Origin of the sequence: Mycobacterium sp. HUMS_12744610 (genome assembly GCF_041206865.1) — a bacterium.
In the GTDB taxonomy this organism is placed as follows: Bacteria; Actinomycetota; Actinomycetes; order Mycobacteriales; family Mycobacteriaceae; genus Mycobacterium; species Mycobacterium servetii.
This window is the reverse complement of the sequence record NZ_JBGEDP010000001.1, coordinates 2553834-2578903: the sequence shown is the minus strand read 5'-3', so window position 1 is coordinate 2578903 and position 25070 is coordinate 2553834. Positions and strand designations below refer to the sequence as shown.

At 68.9% G+C, this 25070-nt stretch carries 26 protein-coding genes and 3 pseudogenes; 11 read left to right on the top strand and 18 right to left on the bottom strand.

Features of this window, described 5'->3' with window-relative positions:
- Positions 1-91: 91 nt before the first annotated feature.
- From AB8998_RS12700 to AB8998_RS12670, 7 genes and pseudogenes are all read right to left on the bottom strand, one after another.
- Positions 92-922: an ExeA family protein gene (locus tag AB8998_RS12700; RefSeq protein WP_369738281.1), complete on the bottom strand. Its 831-nt coding sequence runs from the start codon at positions 920-922 to the stop codon at positions 92-94.
- Positions 923-977: 55 nt separating this feature from the next.
- Positions 978-2099: a DDE-type integrase/transposase/recombinase gene (locus tag AB8998_RS12695; RefSeq protein ID WP_369738280.1), complete on the bottom strand. Its 1122-nt coding sequence runs from the start codon at positions 2097-2099 to the stop codon at positions 978-980.
- A gap of 75 nt (positions 2100-2174) precedes the next feature.
- Positions 2175-3005, bottom strand: coding sequence for an IS256 family transposase (locus tag AB8998_RS12690; protein ID WP_420492654.1), 831 nt, complete (start codon positions 3003-3005; stop codon positions 2175-2177).
- Between the two features lies 1 nt (position 3006).
- Complete coding sequence (locus AB8998_RS12685) at positions 3007-4242, bottom strand: IS256 family transposase (RefSeq protein ID WP_369741377.1); 1236 nt, start codon at positions 4240-4242, stop codon at positions 3007-3009.
- 129 nt (positions 4243-4371) lie between these two features.
- Positions 4372-4836 (bottom strand): annotated as a pseudogene (locus AB8998_RS12680) (transposase); the annotation flags it as partial.
- Between the two features lie 22 nt (positions 4837-4858).
- Entirely contained in the window at positions 4859-5200 is a 342-nt protein-coding gene (locus AB8998_RS12675; RefSeq protein WP_369738278.1) for a helix-turn-helix domain-containing protein, read from the bottom strand.
- A gap of 72 nt (positions 5201-5272) precedes the next feature.
- Positions 5273-5908, bottom strand: coding sequence for a helix-turn-helix domain-containing protein (locus AB8998_RS12670; RefSeq protein ID WP_369738277.1), 636 nt, complete (start codon positions 5906-5908; stop codon positions 5273-5275).
- Positions 5909-6165: 257 nt separating this feature from the next.
- Between AB8998_RS12670 and AB8998_RS12665 the strand changes: the two genes are divergently transcribed.
- The 3 genes from AB8998_RS12665 to AB8998_RS12655 all read left to right on the top strand — a co-directional run bounded on the left by AB8998_RS12665 (position 6166) and on the right by AB8998_RS12655 (position 7836).
- The gene (locus AB8998_RS12665) at positions 6166-6531 is read left to right on the top strand and encodes a hypothetical protein (RefSeq protein ID WP_369738276.1); all 366 of its coding nucleotides are present in this window, start codon (positions 6166-6168) and stop codon (positions 6529-6531) included.
- The gene (locus AB8998_RS12660) at positions 6528-7271 is read left to right on the top strand and encodes an ATP-binding protein (protein WP_369738275.1); all 744 of its coding nucleotides are present in this window, start codon (positions 6528-6530) and stop codon (positions 7269-7271) included. Before AB8998_RS12665 ends, AB8998_RS12660 begins: the two co-directional genes overlap by 4 nt.
- A gap of 229 nt (positions 7272-7500) precedes the next feature.
- Positions 7501-7836 carry a Tn3 family transposase gene (locus tag AB8998_RS12655; protein ID WP_369738274.1) on the top strand — a complete coding sequence of 112 codons (336 nt, stop codon included), beginning with the start codon at positions 7501-7503 and terminating at the stop codon, positions 7834-7836.
- Between the two features lie 200 nt (positions 7837-8036).
- Here the strand turns inward: AB8998_RS12655 and AB8998_RS12650 are convergent, their stop codons facing one another.
- The 4 genes from AB8998_RS12650 to ctaC form a co-directional block, all read right to left on the bottom strand.
- Positions 8037-8690, bottom strand: a complete 654-nt coding sequence (locus AB8998_RS12650) for a DUF2561 family protein (RefSeq protein ID WP_369738273.1) — start codon at positions 8688-8690, stop codon at positions 8037-8039.
- Positions 8690-9601: an MmpS family transport accessory protein gene (locus AB8998_RS12645; RefSeq protein WP_369738272.1), complete on the bottom strand. Its 912-nt coding sequence runs from the start codon at positions 9599-9601 to the stop codon at positions 8690-8692. Before AB8998_RS12645 ends, AB8998_RS12650 begins: the two co-directional genes overlap by 1 nt.
- Before the next feature lie 180 nt (positions 9602-9781).
- Positions 9782-10201: a cytochrome c oxidase subunit 4 gene (locus tag AB8998_RS12640; RefSeq protein ID WP_369738271.1), complete on the bottom strand. Its 420-nt coding sequence runs from the start codon at positions 10199-10201 to the stop codon at positions 9782-9784.
- A 13-nt stretch (positions 10202-10214) separates the two neighbouring features.
- Positions 10215-11324, bottom strand: coding sequence for an aa3-type cytochrome oxidase subunit II (ctaC, locus tag AB8998_RS12635; RefSeq protein WP_369738270.1), 1110 nt, complete (start codon positions 11322-11324; stop codon positions 10215-10217).
- Between the two features lie 168 nt (positions 11325-11492).
- Here ctaC and asnB point away from each other — a divergent pair, with 168 nt between their 5' ends.
- The gene (asnB, locus tag AB8998_RS12630) at positions 11493-13445 is read left to right on the top strand and encodes an asparagine synthase (glutamine-hydrolyzing) (protein ID WP_369738269.1); all 1953 of its coding nucleotides are present in this window, start codon (positions 11493-11495) and stop codon (positions 13443-13445) included.
- A 15-nt stretch (positions 13446-13460) separates the two neighbouring features.
- Here asnB and AB8998_RS12625 read toward each other — a convergent pair whose 3' ends face one another.
- A complete protein-coding gene (locus tag AB8998_RS12625; RefSeq protein WP_369738268.1) occupies positions 13461-14435 on the bottom strand; it encodes a carbohydrate kinase family protein in 975 nt (324 codons plus the stop codon).
- A gap of 203 nt (positions 14436-14638) precedes the next feature.
- Here AB8998_RS12625 and AB8998_RS12620 point away from each other — a divergent pair, with 203 nt between their 5' ends.
- Complete coding sequence (locus AB8998_RS12620) at positions 14639-15310, top strand: Rv0361 family membrane protein (protein WP_369738267.1); 672 nt, start codon at positions 14639-14641, stop codon at positions 15308-15310.
- Positions 15311-15350: 40 nt separating this feature from the next.
- Here the strand turns inward: AB8998_RS12620 and AB8998_RS12615 are convergent, their stop codons facing one another.
- Entirely contained in the window at positions 15351-15707 is a 357-nt protein-coding gene (locus AB8998_RS12615; protein ID WP_369738266.1) for an iron-sulfur cluster assembly accessory protein, read from the bottom strand.
- Between the two features lie 79 nt (positions 15708-15786).
- Positions 15787-16863 carry a glycerate kinase family protein gene (locus tag AB8998_RS12610; RefSeq protein WP_369741542.1) on the bottom strand — a complete coding sequence of 359 codons (1077 nt, stop codon included), beginning with the start codon at positions 16861-16863 and terminating at the stop codon, positions 15787-15789.
- Between the two features lie 193 nt (positions 16864-17056).
- Between AB8998_RS12610 and AB8998_RS12605 the strand changes: the two genes are divergently transcribed.
- Genes AB8998_RS12605 through AB8998_RS12590 form a run of 4 tightly spaced genes read left to right on the top strand, consistent with a single transcriptional unit; the run spans position 17057 to position 20105 of the window.
- Entirely contained in the window at positions 17057-17737 is a 681-nt protein-coding gene (locus tag AB8998_RS12605) for a DUF3043 domain-containing protein (protein ID WP_369738265.1), read from the top strand.
- A gap of 27 nt (positions 17738-17764) precedes the next feature.
- On the top strand, positions 17765-18325 hold the full coding sequence (locus AB8998_RS12600) for a bifunctional adenosylcobinamide kinase/adenosylcobinamide-phosphate guanylyltransferase (RefSeq protein WP_369738264.1): 561 nt from the start codon (positions 17765-17767) through the stop codon (positions 18323-18325).
- On the top strand, positions 18325-19371 hold the full coding sequence (cobT, locus tag AB8998_RS12595) for a nicotinate-nucleotide--dimethylbenzimidazole phosphoribosyltransferase (protein ID WP_369738263.1): 1047 nt from the start codon (positions 18325-18327) through the stop codon (positions 19369-19371). The genes AB8998_RS12600 and cobT overlap by 1 nt, the downstream gene beginning before the upstream one ends.
- A complete protein-coding gene (locus tag AB8998_RS12590) occupies positions 19368-20105 on the top strand; it encodes an adenosylcobinamide-GDP ribazoletransferase (RefSeq protein ID WP_369738262.1) in 738 nt (245 codons plus the stop codon). The genes cobT and AB8998_RS12590 overlap by 4 nt, the downstream gene beginning before the upstream one ends.
- A gap of 13 nt (positions 20106-20118) precedes the next feature.
- On the opposite strand, the gene AB8998_RS12585 is transcribed toward AB8998_RS12590, so the two are convergent.
- Together AB8998_RS12585 and gcvT are read right to left on the bottom strand one after the other, a co-directional pair.
- The gene (locus AB8998_RS12585) at positions 20119-21225 is read right to left on the bottom strand and encodes a branched-chain amino acid aminotransferase (protein ID WP_369738261.1); all 1107 of its coding nucleotides are present in this window, start codon (positions 21223-21225) and stop codon (positions 20119-20121) included.
- Between the two features lie 71 nt (positions 21226-21296).
- Positions 21297-22400, bottom strand: a complete 1104-nt coding sequence (gene gcvT / locus AB8998_RS12580; RefSeq protein ID WP_369738260.1) for a glycine cleavage system aminomethyltransferase GcvT — start codon at positions 22398-22400, stop codon at positions 21297-21299.
- Positions 22401-22483: 83 nt separating this feature from the next.
- Between gcvT and AB8998_RS12575 the strand changes: the two genes are divergently transcribed.
- Positions 22484-24031, top strand: coding sequence for a leucyl aminopeptidase (locus AB8998_RS12575; RefSeq protein ID WP_369738259.1), 1548 nt, complete (start codon positions 22484-22486; stop codon positions 24029-24031).
- A gap of 83 nt (positions 24032-24114) precedes the next feature.
- On the opposite strand, the pseudogene AB8998_RS12570 reads toward AB8998_RS12575, so the two are convergent.
- A pseudogene (locus AB8998_RS12570) lies at positions 24115-24228 on the bottom strand (hypothetical protein); the annotation flags it as partial.
- Between the two features lie 80 nt (positions 24229-24308).
- A pseudogene (locus AB8998_RS12565) lies at positions 24309-24389 on the bottom strand (SRPBCC family protein); the annotation flags it as partial.
- A gap of 151 nt (positions 24390-24540) precedes the next feature.
- Between AB8998_RS12565 and AB8998_RS12560 the strand changes: the two are divergent.
- A complete protein-coding gene (locus tag AB8998_RS12560) occupies positions 24541-24900 on the top strand; it encodes an aminopeptidase (protein ID WP_369738258.1) in 360 nt (119 codons plus the stop codon).
- The last annotated feature ends 170 nt before the right edge of the window (positions 24901-25070 follow it).

Here is a 25070-nt window from a genome sequence, read left to right as displayed (position 1 = left end):
GTCATTCCTGTTGAGGCTGGTTCGGGTGTGAAATAGCCCCGCTCAATCGTGTCGAGCGGGGCTGTCGGTGGTCGTGATGTCGCGGCGGTGCTCAGGGTGTCGCGGGCTGGATGTCGTGGTTGGTTTCGGTGATCGCCGATCGTGCGCTGGACTCGTCGACGAGGTTTTTGCCTGCGGCGCAGGCGGCGATGAGCGCGGCGATGGCGAGCCGGTTGACACCGCGGGGCTTGCCGCGACCGGAGTCGTGGATCAGGGCGAGGGCATCGTCGGTGAACAGCGGGTCGGATCGGCCGGCGAGCTGTAGGTGGTGGCGGATGTATCCGGCGGTCTCCTCGCTGGTCATGCCGGTCATGGTGCGGCGCACGGTGATGCGTTGTTCCAGGGCGGCCAAGATGCCCAGGGACATTTTGGCGGCGAGTGTGGGTTGGCCGAGAAGTATTGTGGCGAACGGTGATTCGGTGTCGAGACGGTGATTGGTGAGCAGCCGCAGCGCTTCGAGGGCGTCGTGGGAAAGCAGGTGGGCCTCGTCGATGCACAAGATGGGGACGCGGCCGCGTTCGGCGGCTTCGGCGGCCAGCGCATCGCGGGCTTGGGGAACCAGGGCGGCGTTGTGGAAGCTGGGCCGGCAGCCCAGCGCGGTCACGATGTGGTGGTAGATGCCGCGGGCGGCGACGGTGGGGTCGGGGATGTAGATCAGGTGGTGACGTGCCGGTTCGGCGCGCTCGATCGCGGCGCGGGCGGCGACGGTCTTGCCGACACCGACTTCGCCGGTGATCACGGTGATACCGCGGGTGGCGATGCCGTAGCCGATGCGGGCGGCGGCCTGGGAGTGGTCGGCACTGGGAAACAGCATGCCCGGCGCCAGGGCGCGGCCGAAGGGCATGGTCGTCAAACCGAAATAGGATTGGATCTTGTCGAGCATGATGGTCCGTTCCCCGTGGGCTCGCCACGGTGGTCGAGGTGGATAGCGTTGCTGCTTAAGGGTTTTGCGGTCCGGTTTGGTCGTGGCGGGGTGCTTGGATGTCGCTGTCGGCCAGGGCGAGATAGTTGATCGCCTGACCCACATCGGCTTGATGTGCCTGCTCCAGCAGGTGCAGGTAGTCGATGCCGGTGGCTTGCACCGGTGCGGGGATGTCGGGTTTGACCGCGGGGTGGGTGTGGCGGCCGATGGTGTGCGGAATGGCCCGGCCCATCGCCTTGCCCTGGTATTCGATGTCGATGACGGTCAGGTCGAACGGGGTGAACAGCAGATCCACGACACGGCCGACCAGGGCGGGGTCGAGCTCATAGCGGTTGCCGTGCAACGACACCGTGGCGGTGGCGGTGACCCTGCGCTGCTCGCGCCACAAAAACGCGCGCCGCAAAAGCCCCGCGTCCGGGCGCGGCGCCGGGGTGCGGCCCTGGGCGTGATAGCGCGCCAGCGGGGTGGCGCCGGTTTCTGAATGCACGCTGCGGTGGTAGTGCTGGTGGCACCAGGCGGTGAACAACCGGTTCAGCTCCTCGAGCGAGGCCACCTCCCCGGCGGCCTCGATCTCGACCAGGAACTGGTCGCGCACGGTGCGGTTCCAGCGTTCTATTTTGCCCCGCCCTTGCGGTTTTCCGGGCCGGCTGTGCACCAGCGCGATGTCGAGCACCGCCGCCGACCAGGCCAGCTGACCGCTGACGTAGGCAGCTCCGTTGTCGCAGTACAGTTTTCGCGGGCAGCCGTGGGTTTTGACCGCGTCGTGCAGCGCGGCCTGCATGCCCAGGGTGTCCTCGCCGTGGCCCCACCGGTGCCCGGGCACGTAGCGGGAGTGGTCGTCAAGCAGCGCGAACAACACCGCCCGGCGGCCGGCGACGATCGGGCCGTGCAGCCCGTCGCTGATCCACATCTGGTCGGGCGCCTCGGCCTCGAATCGGCCGAACGCGGCCGGCGGGTTGCCGTCCGGGCGGGTGTTGAGCTCGAGCCGGGCGAAGTGGCGTTGCAAAGTGCGCGCCGAGGGCGCCCACCCCTGCTCGGCCTCCACGATGCGGGCGATGTGGGCCGCAGTACGGGCGGGGTGTTCGCGCTTGAGCCGCGCCGCGAGCTCCAACACCTCGGCGTCGGTGCGCGGGGCCACCTGGCGTTCGGGCGGGATCAGGAGCCTGTCACGATTTCTGTGTAAGTCAGAGGTGATTTGACTACGAGTTGTATTCTAGCACAATGGGATTCGCCCAGGGAATAGTCTGGCGAGTGTGTTGAGCGCCACAGTCCAGTTGTGCGTTCCAGTACCCGAATAGCCTCCTCTCTCGCTGGAGATGTTGCGCAGCCCGAGGTACAGCAACTTCATCGCGGCGTCCTTGTCCGTGAAATGACCACGGTTCTTGGTGATCTTGCGCAACTGGAAGTTGATCGACTCGATCGCATTGGTGGTGTAGACGATCTTGCGCAACTCCACCGGATAGTCCAGGAACGGAACGAATTCCCCCCAGGCGTTGTGCCACACGTCAATTGCACCCGGATATTGGGCGCCGAATTGCTGGTCGAACTCCTTGAGTGCGAGTTCGGCTCCATCGACGGTCGGCGCACTGTAGATCGCCCGCATCGCGGTGGCGACCTTCTTGCGGTCCTTATAAGACACGAAGCGCATCGCATTCCTAATGACGTGCACGACGCAGGTCTGCACCACGGTATCGGGATAGATCGAGCGGATCGCATCAGGCAGACCGGTCAGCCCGTCGCAGCAGGCGATGAGGATGTCGCGCACCCCGCGGTTGCGCAGGTCGATGACGACCTTCTGCCAGAACTTCGCCCCCTCGGAGTCCTGGATCCAGCAGCCCAAGGCGTGTTTGCGGCCCTCCAGATCCACGCCAATGGCCAAATAGGCGACCTTGGTGGTGATGACCCCGTTGTCGCCGATCCGCAGCCGCAGCCCATCGATGTAGAGGATCGGGTAGACCTCATCGAGCGGGCGGGCCTGCCAGGCCTTGATCGAGCCTGTCACGATTTCTGTGTAAGTCAGAGGTGATTTGACTACGAGTTGTATTCTAGCACAATGGGATTCGCCCAGGGAATAGTCTGGCGAGTGTGTTGAGCGCCACAGTCCAGTTGTGCGTTCCAGTACCCGAATAGCCTCCTCTCTCGCTGGAGATGTTGCGCAGCCCGAGGTACAGCAACTTCATCGCGGCGTCCTTGTCCGTGAAATGACCACGGTTCTTGGTGATCTTGCGCAACTGGAAGTTGATCGACTCGATCGCATTGGTGGTGTAGACGATCTTGCGCAACTCCACCGGATAGTCCAGGAACGGAACGAATTCCCCCCAGGCGTTGTGCCACACGTCAATTGCACCCGGATATTGGGCGCCGAATTGCTGGTCGAACTCCTTGAGTGCGAGTTCGGCTCCATCGACGGTCGGCGCACTGTAGATCGCCCGCATCGCGGTGGCGACCTTCTTGCGGTCCTTATAAGACACGAAGCGCATCGCATTCCTAATGACGTGCACGACGCAGGTCTGCACCACGGTATCGGGATAGATCGAGCGGATCGCATCAGGCAGACCGGTCAGCCCGTCGCAGCAGGCGATGAGGATGTCGCGCACCCCGCGGTTGCGCAGGTCGATGACGACCTTCTGCCAGAACTTCGCCCCCTCGGAGTCCTGGATCCAGCAGCCCAAGGCGTGTTTGCGGCCCTCCAGATCCACGCCAATGGCCAAATAGGCGACCTTGGTGGTGATGACCCCGTTGTCGCCGATCCGCAGCCGCAGCCCATCGATGTAGAGGATCGGGTAGACCTCATCGAGCGGGCGGGCCTGCCAGGCCTTGATCTCATCGACCACCACCTCGGTGATATTGGAGATCAACTCCCGCGACACCGACGCCCCATAGACCTCCTGCAGGTGGGCTTCGATATCGCGGGTGGTCATTCCCCGTGAATACAGCGACAACACCACCGAATTGATGTTGTTGAGCCGGCGGGTCTTCTTCGGCACAATCGCCGGCTCAAACGAGCCGTTGCGATCACGCGGCGCATCGATCTGCACCGGGCCGTTGACGGTGGTCACCGTTTTCGGCGTGGTGCCGTTGCGCGAATTTCCCGATCCGCGTCCGGCCGGATCGCCGGCCTCATAGCCCAGATGGTGGGTTAGCTCCGCATTCAGCGCCCGCTCCAGCACGGCCTTAGTCAGCTGGTTCAGCAAACCGTCCGCGCCGTCGATCGGGGTCCCGGTCTTCACCGCATCCTTAATCAACGAGTCCAGCGTCTCTTCGGTGAACATCTCGGCCAGCCGCCGCGCCGCGGTCGTCTCCTCAGCCGGCATCTGCATGGTCTTGGTCACAAAACACTCCTTCTGTCCGCCCAACGGCGGTCCGATGATGGACCACCCCGGACTTACACAGATGGAATGACACGCCCCCTTGATCTCATCGACCACCACCTCGGTGATATTGGAGATCAACTCCCGCGACACCGACGCCCCATAGACCTCCTGCAGGTGGGCTTCGATATCGCGGGTGGTCATTCCCCGTGAATACAGCGACAACACCACCGAATTGATGTTGTTGAGCCGGCGGGTCTTCTTCGGCACAATCGCCGGCTCAAACGAGCCGTTGCGATCACGCGGCGCATCGATCTGCACCGGGCCGTTGACGGTGGTCACCGTTTTCGGCGTGGTGCCGTTGCGCGAATTTCCCGATCCGCGTCCGGCCGGATCGCCGGCCTCATAACCCAGATGGTGGGTTAGCTCCGCATTCAGCGCCCGCTCCAGCACGGCCTTAGTCAGCTGGTTCAGCAAACCGTCCGCGCCGTCGATCGGGGTCCCGGTCTTCACCGCATCCTTAATCAACGAGTCCAGCGTCTCTTCGGTGAACATCTCGGCCAGCCGCCGCGCCGCGGTCGTCTCCTCAGCCGGCATCTGCATGGTCTTGGTCACAAAACACTCCTTCTGTCCGCCCAACGGCGGTCCGATGATGGACCACCCCGGACTTACACAGATGGAATGACACGCCCGGGATCAGCGCGTCGAACCCGCCGGCCCGCCACGCCCTAATCCAGCGGTCCAGGCTGGCGCGGGACACCGTCACCGGCTCACCGGATGGGCCCAGATGCACCTGGGCGGCCAGCTCCCGCACCAGCCGACCCCGCTCGGTCGCTGACAGGCCCGGATCGGCCAGCGGCCTAATCAGCGCATACCGGTACAGCGCGATATCGCGCGCCCGCTCGGCCCGCGACTTCTTCTTCGACATCTATTGGCACCTCAACGCTTCCCACGGTCGACGGCAGTGACGCGCTCGACCCTGACGCGCCGAGGCGGCCGTTCACAGACGCGGGCTCATGTTGATCGACAACGCCGCCACCGCCGGCGGCCCCGACCCCAACAGCCAGCCACCCGAGCACGCCGCCACCAGCTCGGCCGCCGACACCTCGAACACGGCCGAACCGGCCACCCGGCGCACCGCCGCGCACGCCACACCGATCTGGGCGACCGCATCGGCGACCGGGCTTGCCGCAGGAGCCAGACGATCCATGTCGGCGCCGGTATTGGCGTGGCGTTCCAGCCGGGCGAACCCGACCCGGATCGACTCGGCATGCACGCAAAACCGCGACAGCCAGCCCCGAACCGTGGAGGCCGGGCGACCCGCCGCCGCGCAGATCCGCCGCCACCCCCAACCCGCCGCCCGGGCCAGCAGCGCCGCCCAAATCACCGAAACCGCGTCGACCCGCCGGCCCAGACAGAACCGGGGTAGCAGCACGTGTGAGCGGCCACAGCCCGCCGCGCTCGAACAGATCGCCCGCCGCGGCCAGATCCGCTCCACCACCGCCGTCGCACGACGCACAAACCGCGGCGCGGCGTGCCCCCACGGCGCCAACCGCTGCCCGCACCGCGGGCAGCTCAGCACGCCCGAGCGCAACTGACGTTCAACAACAACAGGATCGACACCTACACTGAGCAACGACGCCTCCGGGCGTTCGGACGGCCCTTCCCAGTAGCCCAGTCAAAGCACGTGGGAAGGGCCGTCGACTTTCAAGATCACCCGGACCCTAAACCGACCGTCCTCACCGTGACAGCACCACCCACAACCCGCCCGCCGGTCGGCGTCACGCCCAGCCCGTCCTCAACCCACATGACGCACCACCACCCCGCCGTGCTCACCCAAAGAGTCGCGCCACAAAAGGTGTGCGCGGGCGGTATTCCACCGTCGCCGAGCACATGCCTGCAGGGCATCGGCACCGGCTGGCCGACTGGAGCGCGCAACGCTTCGAGCAGTGGGCGGCGACCATCGGCCCGAACACCGTGGCGGCGATCCAGGCGATCCTGGCCTCCCGCAAGATCGTCGAGCAGTCCTACCGGTCCTGCCTGGGGGTGATGTCGCTGGCCAAACGCCAAGGCGGCACGGCCCGGCTGGAAGACAGCTGCGGTCGGGCCTTGGCTGCCACATCGGCGCCGTCCTACACGCTGATCAAGAAACTATGGGCCACTTGGGAACCCGCCGATCCGCCGCCGGTGGCGTCCCTCGGCGACGCCGGGTTCGTGCGCGGCGCCGACTACTACGGCCAGGACGGGGGCCCGGCATGATCGATACCGAAACCCTGGCCAGGCTCAAGGCGATGCGCCTGTCCGGCATGGCTGAGTACTTCGAGAACCTCGCCGCCACCACCGGTGCGCAACGGCCCACCGGCCCGGAGATGGTCAAGATGGCCATCGACTGGGAATACGAGCGGCGCCGCAACAGCAAGCTGCACCGGCTGCGCCGACACGCGGCACTGGCCCAACCTGCTGCCGACATCGCCGACATCAAAGCCATGCCTGGTCGCAGTGTGGACACCGAGTTGATCACCCGGCTCGCCGTCGGCAACTACCTGCAAACCCATCAGGACGTCATCCTGCAAGGCCCGACCGGCGCAGGGAAGACCTACGTGGCCTGCGCGCTGGACAACAAGGCCTGCCAGCAGTACCGCAGTGTGCTTTACCTGCCGGCCGGTGAACTGTTCGACCGCCTCACCATCGCCGAACGCACCGGGGAGCGCAAACGCTGCCTGGACACCCTGGTCAAAGTGGAGCTGTTGATCATCGATGACTGGTTCCTCACCACGCCGAGTCGCCAGCAGATCCAGCAGCTGCACACCTTGATCGACCGGCGCCACAAGACGGCGTCGACGATCTACTGCACCCAACTGCCGCCCGGCCAATGGCACGACCGCATGGAGGAAAAGATTCTCGCCGATGCGATCATCGATCGCATCACCACCAACGCTCACGCCACCGTGCTGACCTGCGATGAATCGATGCGCAAGCACTTCAGCCAACTCGGCTGACCAGCGTCCGGCGGGACGGGGCGCCACGCGTCCCGCCGGACGCTGGTCCCCACGCCAACACTGATGCTGCGCGCATACTCGAACCTCGACCGGCATAACGGTGCCACGGCTCACCCGATAACGTCGCAGTGGCTCACCCGCCAACGGAACAGTGGCTCACCCCACAGCGGAACACCGGCTCTCACCGAGCGCGATATCCACCTTCTTCACATCGATTTTGTGACACGTCGTGCACGGTTCGGTTGTCGCTCGCGAACGAATACCTTCACAAGTCGAGCACGAACCGCAATGCCTGCACCGCCAACTCAACAAGGGCAAAAGCCTGCACGCTCTGCGTCGTGATCTCTTCGCCCATCAAGGCCATGTCCGGCGCCGACACCTCGATGACCAGGTCGACCAGGCGCTGTGTCTCAACCTGATCACCAACGCCTCGGTACTGTGGACCACCGCTTACCTTGGTGACTCCCTCGATGCCCTGCGCTCCGAGGGCCACCCGGTCACCGACGAGGCCACCGCGCACCTGACACCCGCGCAGCACGACCACATCAACTTCTACGGCACCTAATCCTTTGACGTCGAAACCGAATTGCGTCGCCAAGGACGCCGGCCACTTCGCTCACCAGCCGCCCGAACTCCAACAACCCCGCCTCCGGATCAAGGGTGTCAAGGGACCAGATCCGCTCTGTTGCTGAGAGAACCCGAACTCCCGCCGCGAGCCGGCCAAGCCGGGACCCGACGACCAGCTCTGGTCCGCGGCGCCGCCGGTTACTCGGAACCGGCCACCAGGCGGCGCAGTTGTCGAACATGCAGGAACTCGATCACCGGCATCCCCGCGGTGACGGCGCCGGCCAGGCCGTAGCCGATCCAGGACGGGCCGTCGTGGCCGACGGCCATCAGGTAGGTCGCCGTCGCAACGGCGACCAGCGCGACGCCCATCGTGCCCGCCAGCAGCACGGTGCCGCGCAGCCACACGCGATCCACCGCCTCGCCGGACCACTCGGCGGCCGAATCCGCCGCCTGCACCCGCGGCTGGCGCGTCCGCTCCCCCATCGTGCGCGCCGTCGCGGAGAAACCGGTGCGCAGCGCGGCGCCACCGACCGGGCCGCGCGCCGCCCCGGCGGTCGGCCGGGCGGGCGGCTCCTCCTGGGCCGTGCGGCGAGCACGCAACAGCACCGGGATGGCCCCGGCGATGATCAGCGCGGAAACGATGATGACCGCGTACAACACCCAGGTGGTGTGCGTGCTGCTGCCGGACGTCTTGTGGAAGCCGCGGCCCAGGTCCACCAGCGCGACGGCCGCGGCGACGCTCACGCCAAGCACCACCAGCCAGATCGCCGCGCAGGCCCCGATCAGGAGGCGGTCGATCGCGTCCGGCGGAACGGTGTCCGAGCCACGCCGATAGGAGTATCTGCTGACCATCAGCAGCTCGTCTGCGGTGCGTCGTTGGAGTTCGAGGACAGCACGGTGCCGTCGCTCGTGGTGATCGAGCAGTTGAGCCGGCTGAGCCGGAACAGGCTGGACGCCTCGACCGAGCCCACGTCGGACTGCGAGATCGGCGTGACGGTCATCGACCAGGGAATGTACACGTTGTGCTGCGTGCGCCGGCGACCGGAGGCGTCGACGTAGGTCACCGAGATGATGTCCCCCGGCGCCTTGGTGCCGGTCACCGAATAGGTGACCTGCCGCGGACCGGCCGGGGTTGTTGTCGTTGTCGTCGGCGGGGGCGCCGCGGCGGTCGAGGTGGCGGGCGGCGCCGCCGAGGTGCTCACCGGCGGGGGCGGCGGTGGCGGCGGGGTCACCGTCACCGTCTGGGTTTCCGTGGCGGTGGGTGGCGGCGGCGGTGGTGGTGGCGGCGGGGGCTTCGTCGTGGTGATCTGATCCTGGATCGGCGGGATGGAGGGGGTGGTGGTGGCGGGGTTGGCGAGCTTGCTGGTGTCGGTACGCGCGACGAGCAGCGACACCGACACCACGAGCGCGATCGCCGCCACGATCGCGGCGACGCCGACCACCCACGGCCAGCGCGGGGCGCGATGTTCATCGTCCGGTTCGGGCGACTCGTCGTAGTCGTCGTACTCGTAGAGCCGAAGATCGGCCGGCACGTAGGGGCCGCTGGTGAAGTGCTCGGACTCCGGTGCCGAATAGGCCCGGGAGTATGCGTCGGTCTGGCCGGCCCGCTCCGAGGCCGCCATCTCGGCGTCGTCGAAGGGTTCGAGCTCCTCCACCGGCCCGGCTTCGTCGCCGTGTTCGCTGTCAGTATCCGGTTCGGGGCTGAGCTTGCTGACGGAATCCGGTTCTTCAGGTTCCCATCCCGGGGGGTTCGGCCCGCTCATCTTTGCCTGCCCTGTCCAACTGCGTAACAAGCGCGCGGGGCTCCACGGTCACATCGTTGCGCGCGCACTTCACAAGTTCTCATCCTGCCTGGACAAACCCTACCGAACCGAAAGCGGCAAAAACGTCCTGGCGAACCGGCCGCCGGTCACGTGATCCGATTGTGACCTTCGGGTGCGAAATCAGTGCTTCTCGGGTCCGATGTAGTACTCGAAGACCAACCCGCCCACCGAGGCGAGGATGAACACCACCCCGGCGGTGAGCAGCCAGGGCAGCCACAGCGCCACGCCGACCGCCGTCACCGACGCCGACAGCGCGACCAGGATCGGCCACCAGCTGTGTGGGCTGAAGAAGCCCAATTCGCCTGCGCCGTCGCTGATCTCGGCGCCCTCATAGTCCTCGGGCCGAGTGTCGAGCCGGCGTGCCACGAACCGGAAGAAGGTGGCCACGATCAGCGCCATGCCTCCGGTCAGCGCCAGCGCTGCCGTGCCCGCCCACTCCACGCCACCGGTGGCGTACAGCGACGTCAACACCCCGTACAGCACCGCGACGATGACAAAGAACCCGGCGACGAACTCGAACAGCCTCGCTTCGATATGCATTGGGGGTCCTCACCTACTGGCTTGTGGTCAATTCACCGCGGCGGGTGTCGAACGGGTGGGTGGTCACCGCCACCGGGGACTGGTTGATCGCCTGCAGCGCCTGGGCGTTGGTCTTGCCGTCCATCCGCTGGTGCAGGTAGGCCTTGAAGTCGTTCGCCGACACGACCCGGACCTCGAAGTTCATCATCGAGTGATACGTGCCGCACATCTCGGCGCAGTGACCGACGAACGCGCCGGTCCGGTTGATCTGCTCCACCTGGAAGACGTTGACCGAGTTGTTCGCCTTCGGGTTGGGCATCACGTCGCGCTTGAACAGGAACTCGGGCACCCAGAACGAGTGCACCACGTCGGCGGAGGCCAGCTGGAACTCGATGCGCTTGCCCTCGGGCAGCACGAGCACCGGGATCTCGCTGGTGGTGCCCAGGGTCTCGACCTTGTCGAAGTTCAGGTAGCTGAGGTCCTCGCCGTGGAGACCGTGGGGTGGCCCCACGAGTTCATCGCCGTGCTTGTCGACGCCCACTGGCTTGGGCGCTGCGGCCTTCTTGCGGGCGGGGTCGGCGCCGTCGTAGGTGAAGGTGCCGTCCTTGAAATCCACGCGCTGGTAACCGAACTTCCAGTTCCACTGGAAGGCCGTGACGTCGATCACCACTTCGGGGTCCTTGGCGATGTGCAGCACCTTCTCCTGGACCACCACGGTGAAGTAGAACAGCACCGAGATGATCAGGAACGGCATCACCGTGAGCACCAGCTCCAGGGGCATGTTGTAGCCGAACTGGCGGGGCAGGTCGGTGTCTGTGGCCTTCTTGCGGTGGAAGGCCGACGACCAGAAGATGAGTCCCCACACGATGCCGCCGACGGCGAGCGAGGCGATGACGGCGCCGATCCACAGCTCCCGGTTAAGGTGGGCCTCCGGGGTGATGCCTTCCGGCCAGCCCATCCCCAGCGCTTCCGACCAGCTGCAGCCACTCAGAGTGACCGCAAGCAGCCCCAGCGTCCCGGCCAGCGCCAACGGCCGGCGACGGCGGACCGGAACCCGCGGAACACTCACGGGAAGGCGGCCAAAAAGCCCTTGAAACCTGCCCTGCGACAAACGTTGCGAACGGACCTGCTCGCGAGGTGTCACGTCGGCGCCTCCATGCTCGGATATCGAATACTACGCAGCGTAGACCACGGCGCTGACGCGGGCGACGAAACCCCGGCCGCTCGGGCCGCGCGGCACGTCACGGGCCCATCGGGGCGCGTCACGCGCGGCGCCCACGCGCGCCGCCCGAGTGCGGCATACTGGGGCGCCGTGTGCGGACTGCTGGCTTTTGTCGCGGACCCGGCGGCCGGCGACGGCGCCGGTGCCTCCGACGTCGACGGTGCCGTCACCGCGGCGCTGCGGCTGATGCGGCACCGCGGTCCCGACGAGCCGGGCACCTGGACCGACCCCAGCGCCGACGGCGCGGTCGTCTTCGGCTTCAACCGGCTGTCGATCATCGACATCGCCCATTCGCACCAGCCGCTGCGCTGGGGCCCGCCCGAGCAACCCGGCCGCTACGTGCTGGTGTTCAACGGCGAGATCTACAACTACCTCGAGCTGCGCGACGAACTGGCCGCCCGCCACGACGCTGCGTTCGCCACCGACGGCGACGGCGAGGCCATCGTCGCCGGGTTCCACCACTGGGGCACCGAGGTGCTGGGCCGCCTGCGCGGCATGTTCGCGTTCGCGCTGTGGGACACGATGACGCGCGAATTGTTCTGCGCGCGTGACCCTTTCGGTATCAAGCCGCTGTTCATGGCCACCGGCGCCGGCGGCACCGCGGTGGCCAGCGAGAAGAAGTGCCTGCTGGACCTGGTCGAGCTGCTGGGATTCGAGACCGGGATCGACGAGCGGGCGGTGCAGCACTACACGGTCCTGCAGTACGTGCCCGAGCCCGAGACGCTGCACCGCGGGGTGCGCCGGCTGGAATCGGGCTGTTACGCCCGGATCCGTCCCGGCCGGCAACCGGAGGTCACCCGGTATTTCGTCCCGCGGTTCTCCGCCGAGCCGCTGACCCGCGACACCGAGCAGGCCCGCTATGACGAGATCACCGCGGTGCTGCAGGACTCGGTGGCCAAGCACATGCGCGCCGACGTCACGGTGGGCGCTTTCCTGTCCGGCGGCATCGACTCCACGGCCATCGCGGCGCTGGCCATCCGCCACAACCCGCGGCTGATCACGTTCACCACGGGTTTCGAACGGGAGGGATTCTCCGAGATCGACGTCGCGGTCGCCTCCGCGGAGGCGATCGGCGCCCGCCACATCGCCAAGGTGGTCAGCCCGGAGGAGTTCGTCGCCGCGCTGCCCGAGATCGTCTGGTACCTCGACGAGCCGGTCGCCGACCCCGCGCTGGTGCCCCTGTTCTTCGTCGCCCGCGAAGCCCGCAAACACGTCAAGGTGGTGCTCTCCGGCGAGGGCGCCGACGAGTTGTTCGGCGGGTACACCATCTATCGGGAACCGTTGTCGCTGAAGCCTTTCGACTATCTGCCGCGACCGGTCCGGCGGTCGGTGGGCAAGATGTCGGGGCCGCTGCCGGAGGGCATGCGCGGCAAGAGCCTGCTGTACCGCGGATCGCTGACGCTCGAGGAGCGCTACTACGGCAACGCCCGCAGTTTCTCCGACGCGCAGTTGCGCGCCGTGCTGCCCGGTTTCCGCGAGGACTGGACGCACACCGACGTCACCGCCTCGGTGTACGCCCGATCGGCCGGCTGGGACCCGGTGGCCCGTATGCAGCACCTCGACCTGTTCACCTGGCTGCGCGGCGACATCCTGGTCAAGGCCGACAAGATGACGATGGCCAACTCGCTGGAGCTGCGGGTGCCGTTTCTGGACCCGGAGGTGTTCGCCGTCGCGTCCCGGTTGCCCGTGGATGCCAAGATCACCCGCACCACCACCAAGTACGCGCTGCGCCGCGCGCTGGAGCCCGTCGTACCGGCCCACGTGCTGCACCGGCCCAAGCTGGGCTTCCCGGTGCCGATCCGCCATTGGCTGCGCGCGGGCGAGCTGCTGGAGTGGGCCTACGCGATGGTGGACTCCTCGCAGGCCGGGCGCCTCGTCGACCTGCCCACCGTCCGCCGCATGCTCGACGAGCACCGCAACGGCGTCAGCGATCACAGCCGCCGGCTGTGGACGGTGCTCATCTTCATGCTGTGGCACGCCATCTTCGTCGAGCACAGCGTCGTGCCGCGGATCAGCGAGCCGGTCTACCCGGTGCAGCTCTGAGGGACGAGCGCAAACCTAGGTGAGCACCGCCGTGATCTCGGCGGCCGCCTCGTCGCCGTAGGCGCCGGCCAACCGGGTCTTCGCGACCTCGTGGTCCCACGTCCACTCCTGCGTGCCGGTGGACTCCAGCACCAGCACGGCCACCAGTGAGCCCAGCTGCGCCGAGCGCTCGAGGCTCAGATCGGCGCTGCGCCCGGTCAGGAAACCGGCGCGGAAAGCGTCGCCGACCCCGGTGGGGTCGACCTGACTGGTCTCGGGCACGACGTCGACGTGGATGCTGGTGCCGTCGGGCTGCACCACGTCCACGCCCTTGGGGCCCAGCGTGGTGACCCGCAGCCCGATCTGCGCCATGACGTCGGCCTCCGTCCAGCCGGTCTTGGACAGCATCAGGTCCCATTCGTAGTCGTTGGTGAACAGGTACTCCGCACCGTCGATGAGCTTGCGGATCTCGTCTCCCGACAGCCGGGCCAGCTGCTGGGACGGGTCGGCCGCGAACGGGAGGCCCAGTTTGCGGCACTCGTCGGTGTGCACGACCATCGCCTCGGGGTCGTTGGCGCCGATGATCACCAGCTCGGGCTTGCCGATACCCGAGACCACGTCGGCGAGCTTGATGTTGCGGGCCTCCGACATGGCGCCGGGGTAGAACGACGCGATCTGGGCCATGTCGACGTCGGTGGTGCAGGTGAAGCGCGCGGTGTGCGCGCTGTCGGAGATCAGGACGTGGTCGCAGTTGACGTTGTGGGCCAGCAGCCACTTGCGATAGTCGGCGAAGTCGTCGCCGGCGGCACCGACGAGGGCCACATCACCGCCGAGCACCCCGATGGCGAACGCGATGTTGCCAGCCACGCCGCCGCGGTGAATCACCAGGTCGTCGACCAGAAAACTGAGCGAAACCTTCTGCAGATGCTCGGGCAGCAGCTGCTCGGAAAACTTTCCGGGGAACCGCATCAGATTGTCGGTCGCTATCGAACCAGTCACCGCGATCGTCACGAAATCTCCACCCTTCATTACTAAGGTTGTCTAGCTTACTCACGCGCATCGACCGCCGTTGCGTCCACGGTCTGCGGGAGCCGGTGCGCTAGCCTGCCTACAAACCTGACCAGTCGCGAGACCCTTGCCCAGACCCGAGCGCGGGCGTTTGCCGCCCCCGACGTCCTCCCGGGCGCCCCAACTACCACCGTAGGAGAACCACGATGGCCGGTCCGCACCCGCCGAACCACACCGTCGGAAGCGACCGTCCAGCACCGCACCCGGAGTCCCGGCCGCTCGAGTATCCCGACGGGCGCGCCGCCGGCAACCCGGTCTTCGGGGGCCCCGCGGGACCCCCGCCGCCCAATTATGCAGGTCCGCCGCCCGCGCCCGTCGGCTACCCGCAGCGACGGTCCAAGCGACGTTTGCTGGTCAGCGTTCTGGTGGCCATCGCGCTGGCCGCCGTGACGACCGTGGCGATCGTGTACGGGGTGCGCACCAACGGGGCCAACACCGGCGCGACGTTCTCGGAGTCAGCGGCCAAGACGGCGATTCAGGAGTATCTGAACGCGCTGGACCACCGCGAGCTCGACTTCGTCGTCCGCAACGCGCTGTGCGGCATGTACGACGGCGTGCGCGACAAACGCTCCGACCTGGCGCTGGCCAGGCTCGCCAGCGACGCGTTCCGCAAACAGTTCTCCCAGGTCGAGGTGACCTCTATAGACAAGATCGTGTACCTGTCGCAGTATCAGGCTCAGGCGCTGTTCACGATGCGCGTCTCCCCCGCCACCGGTGGCCCGATGCGCGGACAGGTGCAGGGCATCGCGCAGCTGCTCTTCCAGCGCGGCCAGATCATGGTCTGCTCGTACGTGTTACGCACCGGCGGCTCGTACTAGCCCCGCGCACCGTAGACCCGGTCAGCGGGTCGTCATCGGGTCAGTTGAAGGAGTCCCCGCAGGCGCACGAGCCGGTGGCGTTGGGGTTGTCGATCGTGAAGCCCTGCTTCTCGATCGTGTCAACGAAGTCGATGGAGGCACCCTCGACGTAGGGCGCGCTCATCCGGTCCACCGTCAAGGTGACGCCGCCGAACTCCGCGGTCAGGTCGCCGTCCAGTGTCCGGTCGTCGAAAAAGAGGTTGTAGCGCAGGCCGGCGCAGCCGCCCGGCTGGACCGCGATGCGCAACGCGAGGTCGTCACGGCCCTCCTGGTCGAGGAGGGACTTCGCCTTGGCGGCGGCGGCCTCGGTCAGGATCACGCCGTGGGTCTTGGCGTCCGACTCGTTTTGCACCGTCATTGCTTCTCCTACATGCCTCATCGGTACTTGGGTGGGTCGGCTTCAGCAGGGCCCGATCGGCTCCGGAAAACCCACACGTTCAACGGTACCTCGCCGGACCGCTATTCCCGAGCCGTGCCGCCACCTGTGAGGCCAATCCCATCAGCTGGTTGGCCGCGTCGGCCTGCGCGAGCCGCGCCGAGCCGGCGTAGTCGGCGATCGACAAGGCGGACATGATGCCCGCGGTGCGCACTGCCGAATTGTCCAGCTCGACCTGCCCGGCCAGCACGATCACGGGGATGCCCCGCGGACGGGCCTCGTCGGCGAGGTACCCCACCACCTTGCCGTGCAGCGACTGCTCGTCGAACCGCCCCTCCCCGGTCAGGATCAGTTCCGCGATGTCGAGGTCGTCGGCCAGGTGGGTGTGCTCGGCGATGATGGCGGCGCCCGACTCGCAGCGGGCGCCGAGCGCCAGCAAGCCGGCGCCGATACCGCCGGCGGCGCCCGCTCCCGGCTCGGAGCTCACGTCACGTCCGGCCGCCGCTTCCAGTTCGAGGGCCCACGCCTCGAGGCGCACCTCGAGTGCCGCGACGGTGGCCGTATCGGCACCCTTCTGCGGACCGAAGACGCGGGCGGCCCCCCACGGGCCCGTCAGCGGGTATTCGGTGTCCGAGGCGATGATCAGCTCGACGCCGGCCAGTCGCCGCCGCGCGACGTCCAGCCCGCCCAGCTCGGCGATCATGGCCAGGCCGCCGTCGGTGCAGGCGCTGCCACCCAGCCCGACCACGATCCGCCTGGCCCCGTAGCACAGCGCCTCGTCGATGAGCTGCCCCACGCCCCTGCTGTGGGCCGCCAGCGCGGTCTCCGGGGTCGGCGGGCCACCCAGCAGGGCCAGGCCACACGCCTGGGCGCACTCCAGGTACGCCGTCGACGACGCGGCATCCAGCACCCAGTCGGCGCGGACCGTGGTGTCCAGCGGCCCGGACACCTTCAGGCGCCGCTTCTGCCCCAGCCTGTTGGCCAGCACCTCGACGAAACCCGGGCCGCCGTCGGACTGCGGGGCCACGATGAACCGGTCGCCCGGCCGTGACCGCGTCCAGCCCGTCGCGATGGAGGCGGCGGCCTGCACGGCCGACAGGCTGTCGCCGTAGCAGTCCGGGGCCACCAGAACCAGCATGGCCGGCAGCTGGAGACGACCTGGCGCGAGGCCGGCGGGGCCACCACCCGACGCCATCGAGCCATCGTCCATCACAGCCAGCCGTTCAGCACAGGGCTAAGCGTAGGGCCATCCTCATCGCCGGCGCATGCCTAATAGCAATGCTTTCCGGGGCGATTCCGTGTCGGGTCCGCCGCGAAGTAACCTGGCGGCTGTGAAGCTACTGGGCCGCAGGAAGAGCCACGAAGACGACCTCGGCGAAGGCGCGCCGGAGCCGGGCTCCGGTTCCGGCGACGCAGACCGCGGCGAGTCGCGCCGCACCGCACCCAAGGGCCGGCCCACCCCCAAACGCAACGACGCCCGGCGCAGCGCCAAGAAGGGCCCGGTCGCGCCCGCACCCATGACCGCGTCGGAGGCGCGGGCCCGGCGCAAGTCGCTCGCCAAGCCCAAGCTCACCCGCGAGGAGCGCCGGGCCGACAAGGCCGCCAGCCGGGCCCGGATGACCGAACGCCGCGAGCGCATGATGGCCGGCGAGGAGGGCTACCTGCTGCCGCGCGACCAGGGGCCGATACGCCGGTACGTGCGCGACGTGGTGGACTCCCGGCGCAACCTGCTGGGGCTGTTCATGCCGGCGACGCTGTTCCTGCTGTTCGTGATGTTCGCGGTCCCCCAGGTGCAGCTCTATATGTCCCCGGCGATGCTGGTGCTGATGGCGGTGATGGCCGTCGACGCGTTCATTCTGGGCCGCAAGGTCACCAAAATGGTCGACGCGAAGTTCCCGAAGAACACCGAAAGCCGTTGGAAGCTGGGCCTTTACGCCGCCAGTCGGGCTTCCCAGATGCGCCGGATGCGGGCGCCCAAGCCCCAGGTCGAGCGCGGCAGCAGTGTCGGCTGAGCGTCGCCTGAAAGCCGCCTGAACCCGGTGCGCACGCTGGTGCTCGGCGGGATCAGGTCGGGCAAGTCGCGCTGGGCCGAGGAAGCCATCGCCGGGTCGCTGCCGCCCGGCGAGCCCGTCCGTTACCTGGCCCCCGGCCAGGTCGACGAGACCGACGCGGCCTGGGCGGAACGCGTCGCGCGGCACCGCGGCCGCCGGCCCGCGCACTGGGCGACGGTGGAAACCGGGGAGGTCGCCGCCCAGCTGCGGCAGTCGCCGCACGCCCCGGCGCTGGTCGACGATCTCGGCGCCTGGCTGACGGCCGTACTGGACGGCAACAACGCGTGGGACGCCGGTTCGCCGGCGGAGCCGGTGCAGGAGATGATCGACGACATGCTGGCCGCCGTCGCTGCGTTCGCCGCCCCGCTGGTGCTGGTCAGCCCGGAGGTCGGGCTGACCGTCGTGCCGGCCACCGCGGCCGGACGCCGGTTCGCCGACGAACTGGGCGGGCTCAACCAGCGCGTCGCCGCGTTGTGCGATCGGGTGGTGCTGGTGGTGGCCGGGCAAGCGGTGCCGATCAAGCCGATCAATCCGTCGGCGGGAATCTGATGGAGTTCCCGCCGATCTCGCCGCCGGATGCGGCCGTCGCCGCGGCCGCGCGCGCCCGTCAGGACATTCTGACCAAACCGCGGGGCGCCCTCGGCCGCCTCGAGGACCTGGCGGTCTGGACCGCGTCGTGCCAGGGGCAGTGCCCGCCGCGGCAGTTCGGGCGCGCCCGGGTGGTGGTGTTCGCCGGCGACCACGGCGTCGCCGCCTCCGGGGTGTCGGCGTATCCGCCGGAGGTCACTGCGCAGATGGTCGCCAACATCGCGGCCGGCGGCGCGGCGATCAACGTGTTGGCCGAGATCGCGGGGGCGACGGTGCGGGTCGCGGACCTGGCGGTCGACGCCGACGCTGCCTCCGAGCGCATCGGCGCCCACAAGGTGCGCCGCGGCAGCGGCGACATCAGCGTGCAGGACGCATTGAGCGACGAGGAGACGGTCGCGGCGATCGACGCGGGCCGGCGCATCGCCGACGAAGAGGTCGACGCCGGCGCCGACCTGCTCATCGCCGGCGACATGGGCATCGGCAACACCACCCCGGCGACGGTGCTGGTGGCGGCGCTGACCAACACCGAGCCCGTCGCGGCCGTCGGCTTCGGCACCGGGATCGACGACGCCGCGTGGGTGCGCAAAACGGCCGCCGTGCGCGATGCACTGTTCCGGACGCGGCTGGTGCTGCCCGACCCGGTGGGGCTGCTGCGCTGCTGCGCCGGTGCGGACCTCGCGGCCCTGGCGGGTTTTTGTGCGCAGGCGGCGGTGCGGCGCACGCCGCTGCTGCTCGACGGCATGGCGGTCACGGCCGCGGCGCTGGTCGCCGAGCGCCTGGCCCCGGGCGCCCGGCAGTGGTGGCAGGCGGGTCACCGCTCCGCCGAGCCGGGCCACACGCTGGCCCTGGCGGCCCTGTCGCTGGAGCCGATTTTGGAGCTGGGGATGCGGCTGGGCGAGGGCAGCGGCGCGGCGACGGCGCTGCCGGTGCTGCGCGCTGCGGTGGCCACGCTGGCGTCCATGGCAACCTTCGGCGAGGCCGGCGTCTCCGACCGACCGTCCCCGTGATACGTTCGCTGGCAACGGCTTTCGCGTTCGCGACGGTGCTGCCGGTCCCGCGCGCCGCGACCGGCCCGCTGGGCCGGGGCGCCATGACGGCGCTGCCGGTGGTTGGCGCCGCCCTGGGCGCGCTGGCCGCGGCCGTCGTGCGGGGCGGCGCGGCGGTGTTCGGGCCGGCCAGCCCGTTGCCCGGGCTGCTCGCGGTGGCGGTGCTGCTGCTCGCGACCCGCGGCCTGCATCTCGACGGCGTGGCCGACACGGCCGACGGGCTGGGCTGCTACGGGCCACCGGAGCGCGCGCTGGCGGTGATGCGCGAGGGGTCCACCGGGGCGTTCGGCGTGGCCGCCGTCGTGCTCACGATCGCGCTGCAGGGCTTCGCGTTCGCAGCCCTGGCACCGGCGGGGATCGTCGTGGCGGTCGTCGCGGGCCGGGTCACCGCGGTGCTGGCCTGTCGCCGAGCGGTCCCGGCGGCCGAGGGCAGCGCCCTGGGCGCGCGCGTCGCCGGCAGCCAGCCCGCGGCGGTGGCGGCGGCCTGGGTCGCGGTGTTGCTCGCCGCCTCCGTGCCGGCCGCTCCGCGGCCGTGGCAGGGGCCGGTGGCGGTGCTGGTGGCGGCGTGCTGCGGGGCGGTCCTGGCGGGGCACTGCGTGCGGCGGTTCGGCGGTATCACCGGTGACGTGCTGGGCGCCGCCATCGAGTTGACGACGACGGTCGGCGCGGTGACGCTGGCCGGCTTCCAGGGGTGAGCGGACAGCAAAGCTAGCCCAGCCGGGCCATCCAGCCGTGGGTGTCGGCGAAGGTGCCGCGCTGGATTCCGGTCAACGTGTCGCGCAGCGCCATCGTCACCTCGCCGGGATCGCCGTCGGCGATGGTGAACTCGCCGTCGCCGTACTTGACCCGCGACACCGGGGTGATGACGGCGGCGGTGCCGCAGGCGAACACCTCGGTGATCTCGCCGGCGGCCGCCTTCTTCTGCCACTCGTCGATGTCGACCTTGCGCTCCTCGACGCTGAAGCCCGCGTCGATCGCCAACTGCAGCAACGAATCCCGCGTGATGCCCGGCAGCAGCGAGCCGGACAGCTCCGGGGTGACCAGCCGCGCGGAGCCGCCGCTGCCGAAGACGAAGAAGATGTTCATCCCGCCCATCTCCTCGACGAAACGGCGCTCGACGGCGTCCAGCCACACCACCTGGTCGCACCCGTTGTCGGCGGCTTCGGCCTGGGCCAGCAGCGAGGCGGCGTAGTTGCCGCCGAACTTGGCCGCACCTGTGCCGCCCGGGCAGGCCCGCACATACTCCGTGGACACCCAGACGCTGACCGGGCTGATGCCGCCCTTGAAGTAGGCGCCGGCCGGCGAGGCGATCAGCAGGTAGCGGAACTGCTTGGCCGGCCGCACCCCCAGGCCCGGCTCGGTGGCGATCATGAACGGGCGCAGGTACAGCGCCTCTTCCCCGCCGGCGGCGGGCACCCAGGCCTTGTCGACGCCGATGAGCTGACACAGCGAGCCCATGAACAGTTCGTCGGGCAGTTCGGGCATGGCCAGCCGCCGAGCCGACGAGCGCAACCTGGCGGCATTGGCCTCGGCGCGGAACGACACGATCGAGTCGTCGGACCACCGGTACGCCTTGAGCCCCTCGAAGATCTCCTGCGCGTAGTGCAGCACGATCGCCGAGGGATCCAGCTCGATCGGCCCGTACGGGATCACCCGTGCGTCGTGCCAGCCCTGGCCGTCGGTGTAGTCGATCGACACCATGTGGTCGGTGTGGTACTTGCCGAAACCCGGTTCGGCCAGGATGGATTGGCGTTCCTCGTCGGTCGCCGGGTGTGGCGAGCGTGAAACCGTGAATTCAGGGGAGCCGCTCGTCATGGCGCCGATTGTATCTCCGGATGCGATGGTGCTTTTGCGGCCGGGGAACGCGACCCGAACTCAAATGGCGGCTAATGGGTTTTCGCCGCGACGAAAGGTGGCCGCACGACGTCGCATTCGACGGCGCGGCCACGCACGTCGACGGTGACGCGCCGGCCGTCCTCGATGCCGGCGTCGGTGTCGATCAACGCCAGACCTATGCCGACTTGCAGCGTGGGCGAGAACGTTCCGGAGGTGGTGACCCCGACGGGGGTGTCCCCGGCGAGCACCGTGAGCCCGGGGCGCAGCACCCCGCGTCCGACCATGCGCAGCCCCCGCAGCAGCCGCCGCGGCCCGGCGGCCTTCTCGGCCAGCAGCGCGTCGCGACCGAAGAAGGCGGGCTTCTTCCAGCCGACCGCCCAGCCGCACCGGGCCTGCAGCGGGGAGATGTCCGGCGAGAGCTCGTGCCCGTGCAGCGGGTAGCCCATCTCGGTGCGCAGGGTGTCGCGGGCGCCCAGGCCGGCTGGCTCGCCGCCGGCGGCACGCACGGAAGCGACCAGCGCGTCGAACACCACCCCCGCCGAATCCCAGGGCGGCAGCAGCTCGTAGCCGTGCTCGCCGGTGTAGCCGCTGCGGCACACCCGCACCGGCACCCCCGAGTAGGAGGCGTCCGCGTAGGCCATGTACTCCATGTCGGTGGGTAGCCCCAGCTCGCCGAGCACGTCGGCCGACCGCGGCCCCTGCACCGCCAGCACCGCGTAGTCGCGGTGCTCGTCGGCGACAGTCACGCCCGACGGCGCGACCGCCCGCAGCGCCGCCACGACCGCGGCGGTGTTGGCGGCGTTGGGCACCAGGAATATCTCGTCGGCGGCGACGTAGTAGGCGATCAGGTCGTCGATGACCCCACCGGATTCGGTGCAGCACAACGTGTATTGCGCCTTGCCCGGGCCGATGCGGTTCAAGTCGTTGGTGAGCGCGGAGTTGACGAACTCCTTGGCGCCCGGTCCGCGAACCAGCGCCTTGCCGAGGTGGCTGACGTCGAACAGGCCGACGGCGTTGCGGGTGGCGTTGTGCTCGCTGACGGTGCCGGCATAGGACACCGGCATCAGCCACCCGCCGAATTCGCCGAGGTTGGCGCCCAGCTCGCGATGGCGGTCTTCCAGTGGTCCGTGCAGCAGCTCTGGCCCGTCGCTCACGCCATCCCACCCTAATCGGCGCCGCCATCGCCACGTCGGGGCAGGGGGCCTGGGCCCGCCGCAGGTGACTAGGGTGATTGCCCGTGACCACCGAACCGGGCTACCGATCCCCTGCCGTCAACGTCGCCACCTCGCTGCCGAAGCGCGGCGCGGGTGCCTCGGTCCTGCTGGTGCCGGTCGTGTCGGCCGGCGAGGAGGACAAGCCGGGCGCGGTCGTGGCGTCGGCCGAGCCGTTCCTGCCCGCCGACGCGGTCGCCGAGATCGAGGCCGGCCTGCGTGCCCTGGACGCCACCGGCGGCAGCGAACAGGTTCACCGGCTGGTGGTCAACTCGCTGCCGGTGGGCAGCGTGCTGACCGTCGGGCTGGGCAAACCCCGACCCGAGTGGCCGGCCGACACGGTCCGCCGCGCCGCCGGTGTGGCGGCACGCTCCCTGGGCAACGCCGAGACCGTGCTCACCACCCTGGCCGATTTGCCCGGCGAGGGCGTCTGCGCGGCCGCGGTCGAGGGGCTGATCCTGGGCAGCTACCGGTTCACCGACTTCCGCAGCGCCAAGACGGCGCCGAAAGACAAAGGGCTGCGCAAGATCACCGTGCTGTCCGGCTCCAAGAACGCCAACAAGCAGACCGCACACGCCGCGGCCGTCGCGACCGCGGTCGCCACCGCCCGCGACCTCGTCAACACCCCGCCGAACCACCTGTACCCCGCCGAATTCGCCAAACGGGCAAAGGCTTTGGGCGAATCCGTCGGCCTCGACGTTGAGATCCTCGACGAAAAGGCCCTGCAGAAGGGCGGTTACGGCGGCATCATCGGCGTCGGCCAGGGCTCGTCGCGCCCACCGCGGCTGGTGCGGCTGATCCACCGCGGGTCGCGGCTGGCCAACAAACCGCAGAACGCCAAGAAGGTCGCGCTGGTCGGCAAGGGCGTCACGTTCGACACCGGCGGCATCTCGATCAAGCCGGCGGCGTCGATGCACTACATGACCTCCGACATGGGCGGGGCGGCCGCTGTCGTGGCGACCGTCGCCCTGGCCGCGCAGCTGCGGCTGCCCATCGACGTTATCGCCACGGTGCCGATGGCCGAGAACATGCCGTCGGCCACCGCGCAGCGCCCCGGCGACGTGCTGACGCAGTACGGCGGGACGACGGTCGAAGTGCTCAACACCGACGCGGAGGGCCGGCTCATCCTGGCCGACGCGATCGTGCGGGCCTGCGAGGACAAGCCCGACTACCTGATCGAGACCTCCACGCTGACCGGCGCGCAGACGGTGGCGCTGGGCTCGCGCATCCCCGGGGTGATGGGCAGCGACGAGTTCCGCGACCGGGTCGCGGGGATCTCACAGCGGGTCGGCGAGAACGGCTGGCCGATGCCGCTGCCCGACGAGCTCAAGGAAGAACTGAAGTCAGGAGTGGCCGACCTGGCCAACGTCAGCGGCCAGCGCTTCGCCGGCATGCTGGTGGCCGGTGTGTTCCTGCGCGAGTTCGTCGCCGACGGGGTGGCGTGGGCGCACATCGACGTGGCCGGCCCGGCCTACAACACCGGCGGCCCGTGGGGGTACAGCCCCAAGGGCGCCACGGGCGTGCCGACCCGCACGATCTGGGCGGTGCTGGAAGACATCTGCGAGAACGGCTGACCGGCTCATTTGGTCAGCATTGCGAGCACCGCGCGGGAGTCCGGCCGGGACCACGTCGACGGGCGGCAGGTCATCGAGTGCTAGGAGCTGAACAGGTCGGTGACGTAGCCCGGTGTCAGCTCGGCGCTGCGCACCGCGCCGCCGGGCTCGGGCTGCGCCTCCAGCACCAGCCCGTCCCACCCCGCGTCGGCGAGCATCGCCGCGGCGACCAGCCCATGGTGCCCGGTGCCGGCCAGTTCGGGTCGACCGCGCGCATGCGGCGGTTGCCCACCACCTACTGCGTGTAGGTCCACCCGTCGGCCATCACGTCCCAGACCCGCTGGCAGGGCACGGCCACGCCCCGCGTCGCAATGATCACGGCAAATCCTCTCGCTGCTCGGGTTACCGCCGCCGAGTACCCGCCCGGGGCCGGGAGCCAAGCACCCGACCCTGGCGAACCGCAGGTTTACTGGCCGCCCCCAGTGGCTAATCTTCCAGCGTTTTCATTCGCTGACGAGAAAGGCGAGATCGTGACGGTACGACGGTTGATCATGGCGGTGGGCGCCGTGCTGTTGCTGGCCGGGGTGATCGGTTTGCTGGTGCCGGTTTCCATTTCCGACGGGAACGGAAATTCCATCGGCTGCGGGAACGCCGTGGCGGAGAATACGCAGGGCGCCCGTAACGCGACGCAGACAACCAACAACCAGACCGGGGCGAACATCCCGATCGTCGGCCAGTTCGCCCCGCATTCGCCCAATTACGTGGCACAGTGCAACTCGGCGGTGGGCAGCCGGCGCGCCTGGACGATCCCGCTGACGGTGGTCGGGGTCTTGGCGGTCGCCGGCGCGTTCCTGGTCCGACGGTCCGAGGGCGCGTCCCCGTCCGTCTAGGGCCCTCCGTTCGTCCCGCGTGCCGTCGATCGATGCCGGTGAGCCGTGACCGTGATCGTCGCGTTGGGTGAAAGCGCTTGTTGCCGAGCAGGATTCGCAGTGCGGATCACCCGGCGTTGACACCGGGCCCGATCCGGGATCGGCGGCGCGTGGTACGAAGGGGACATGAC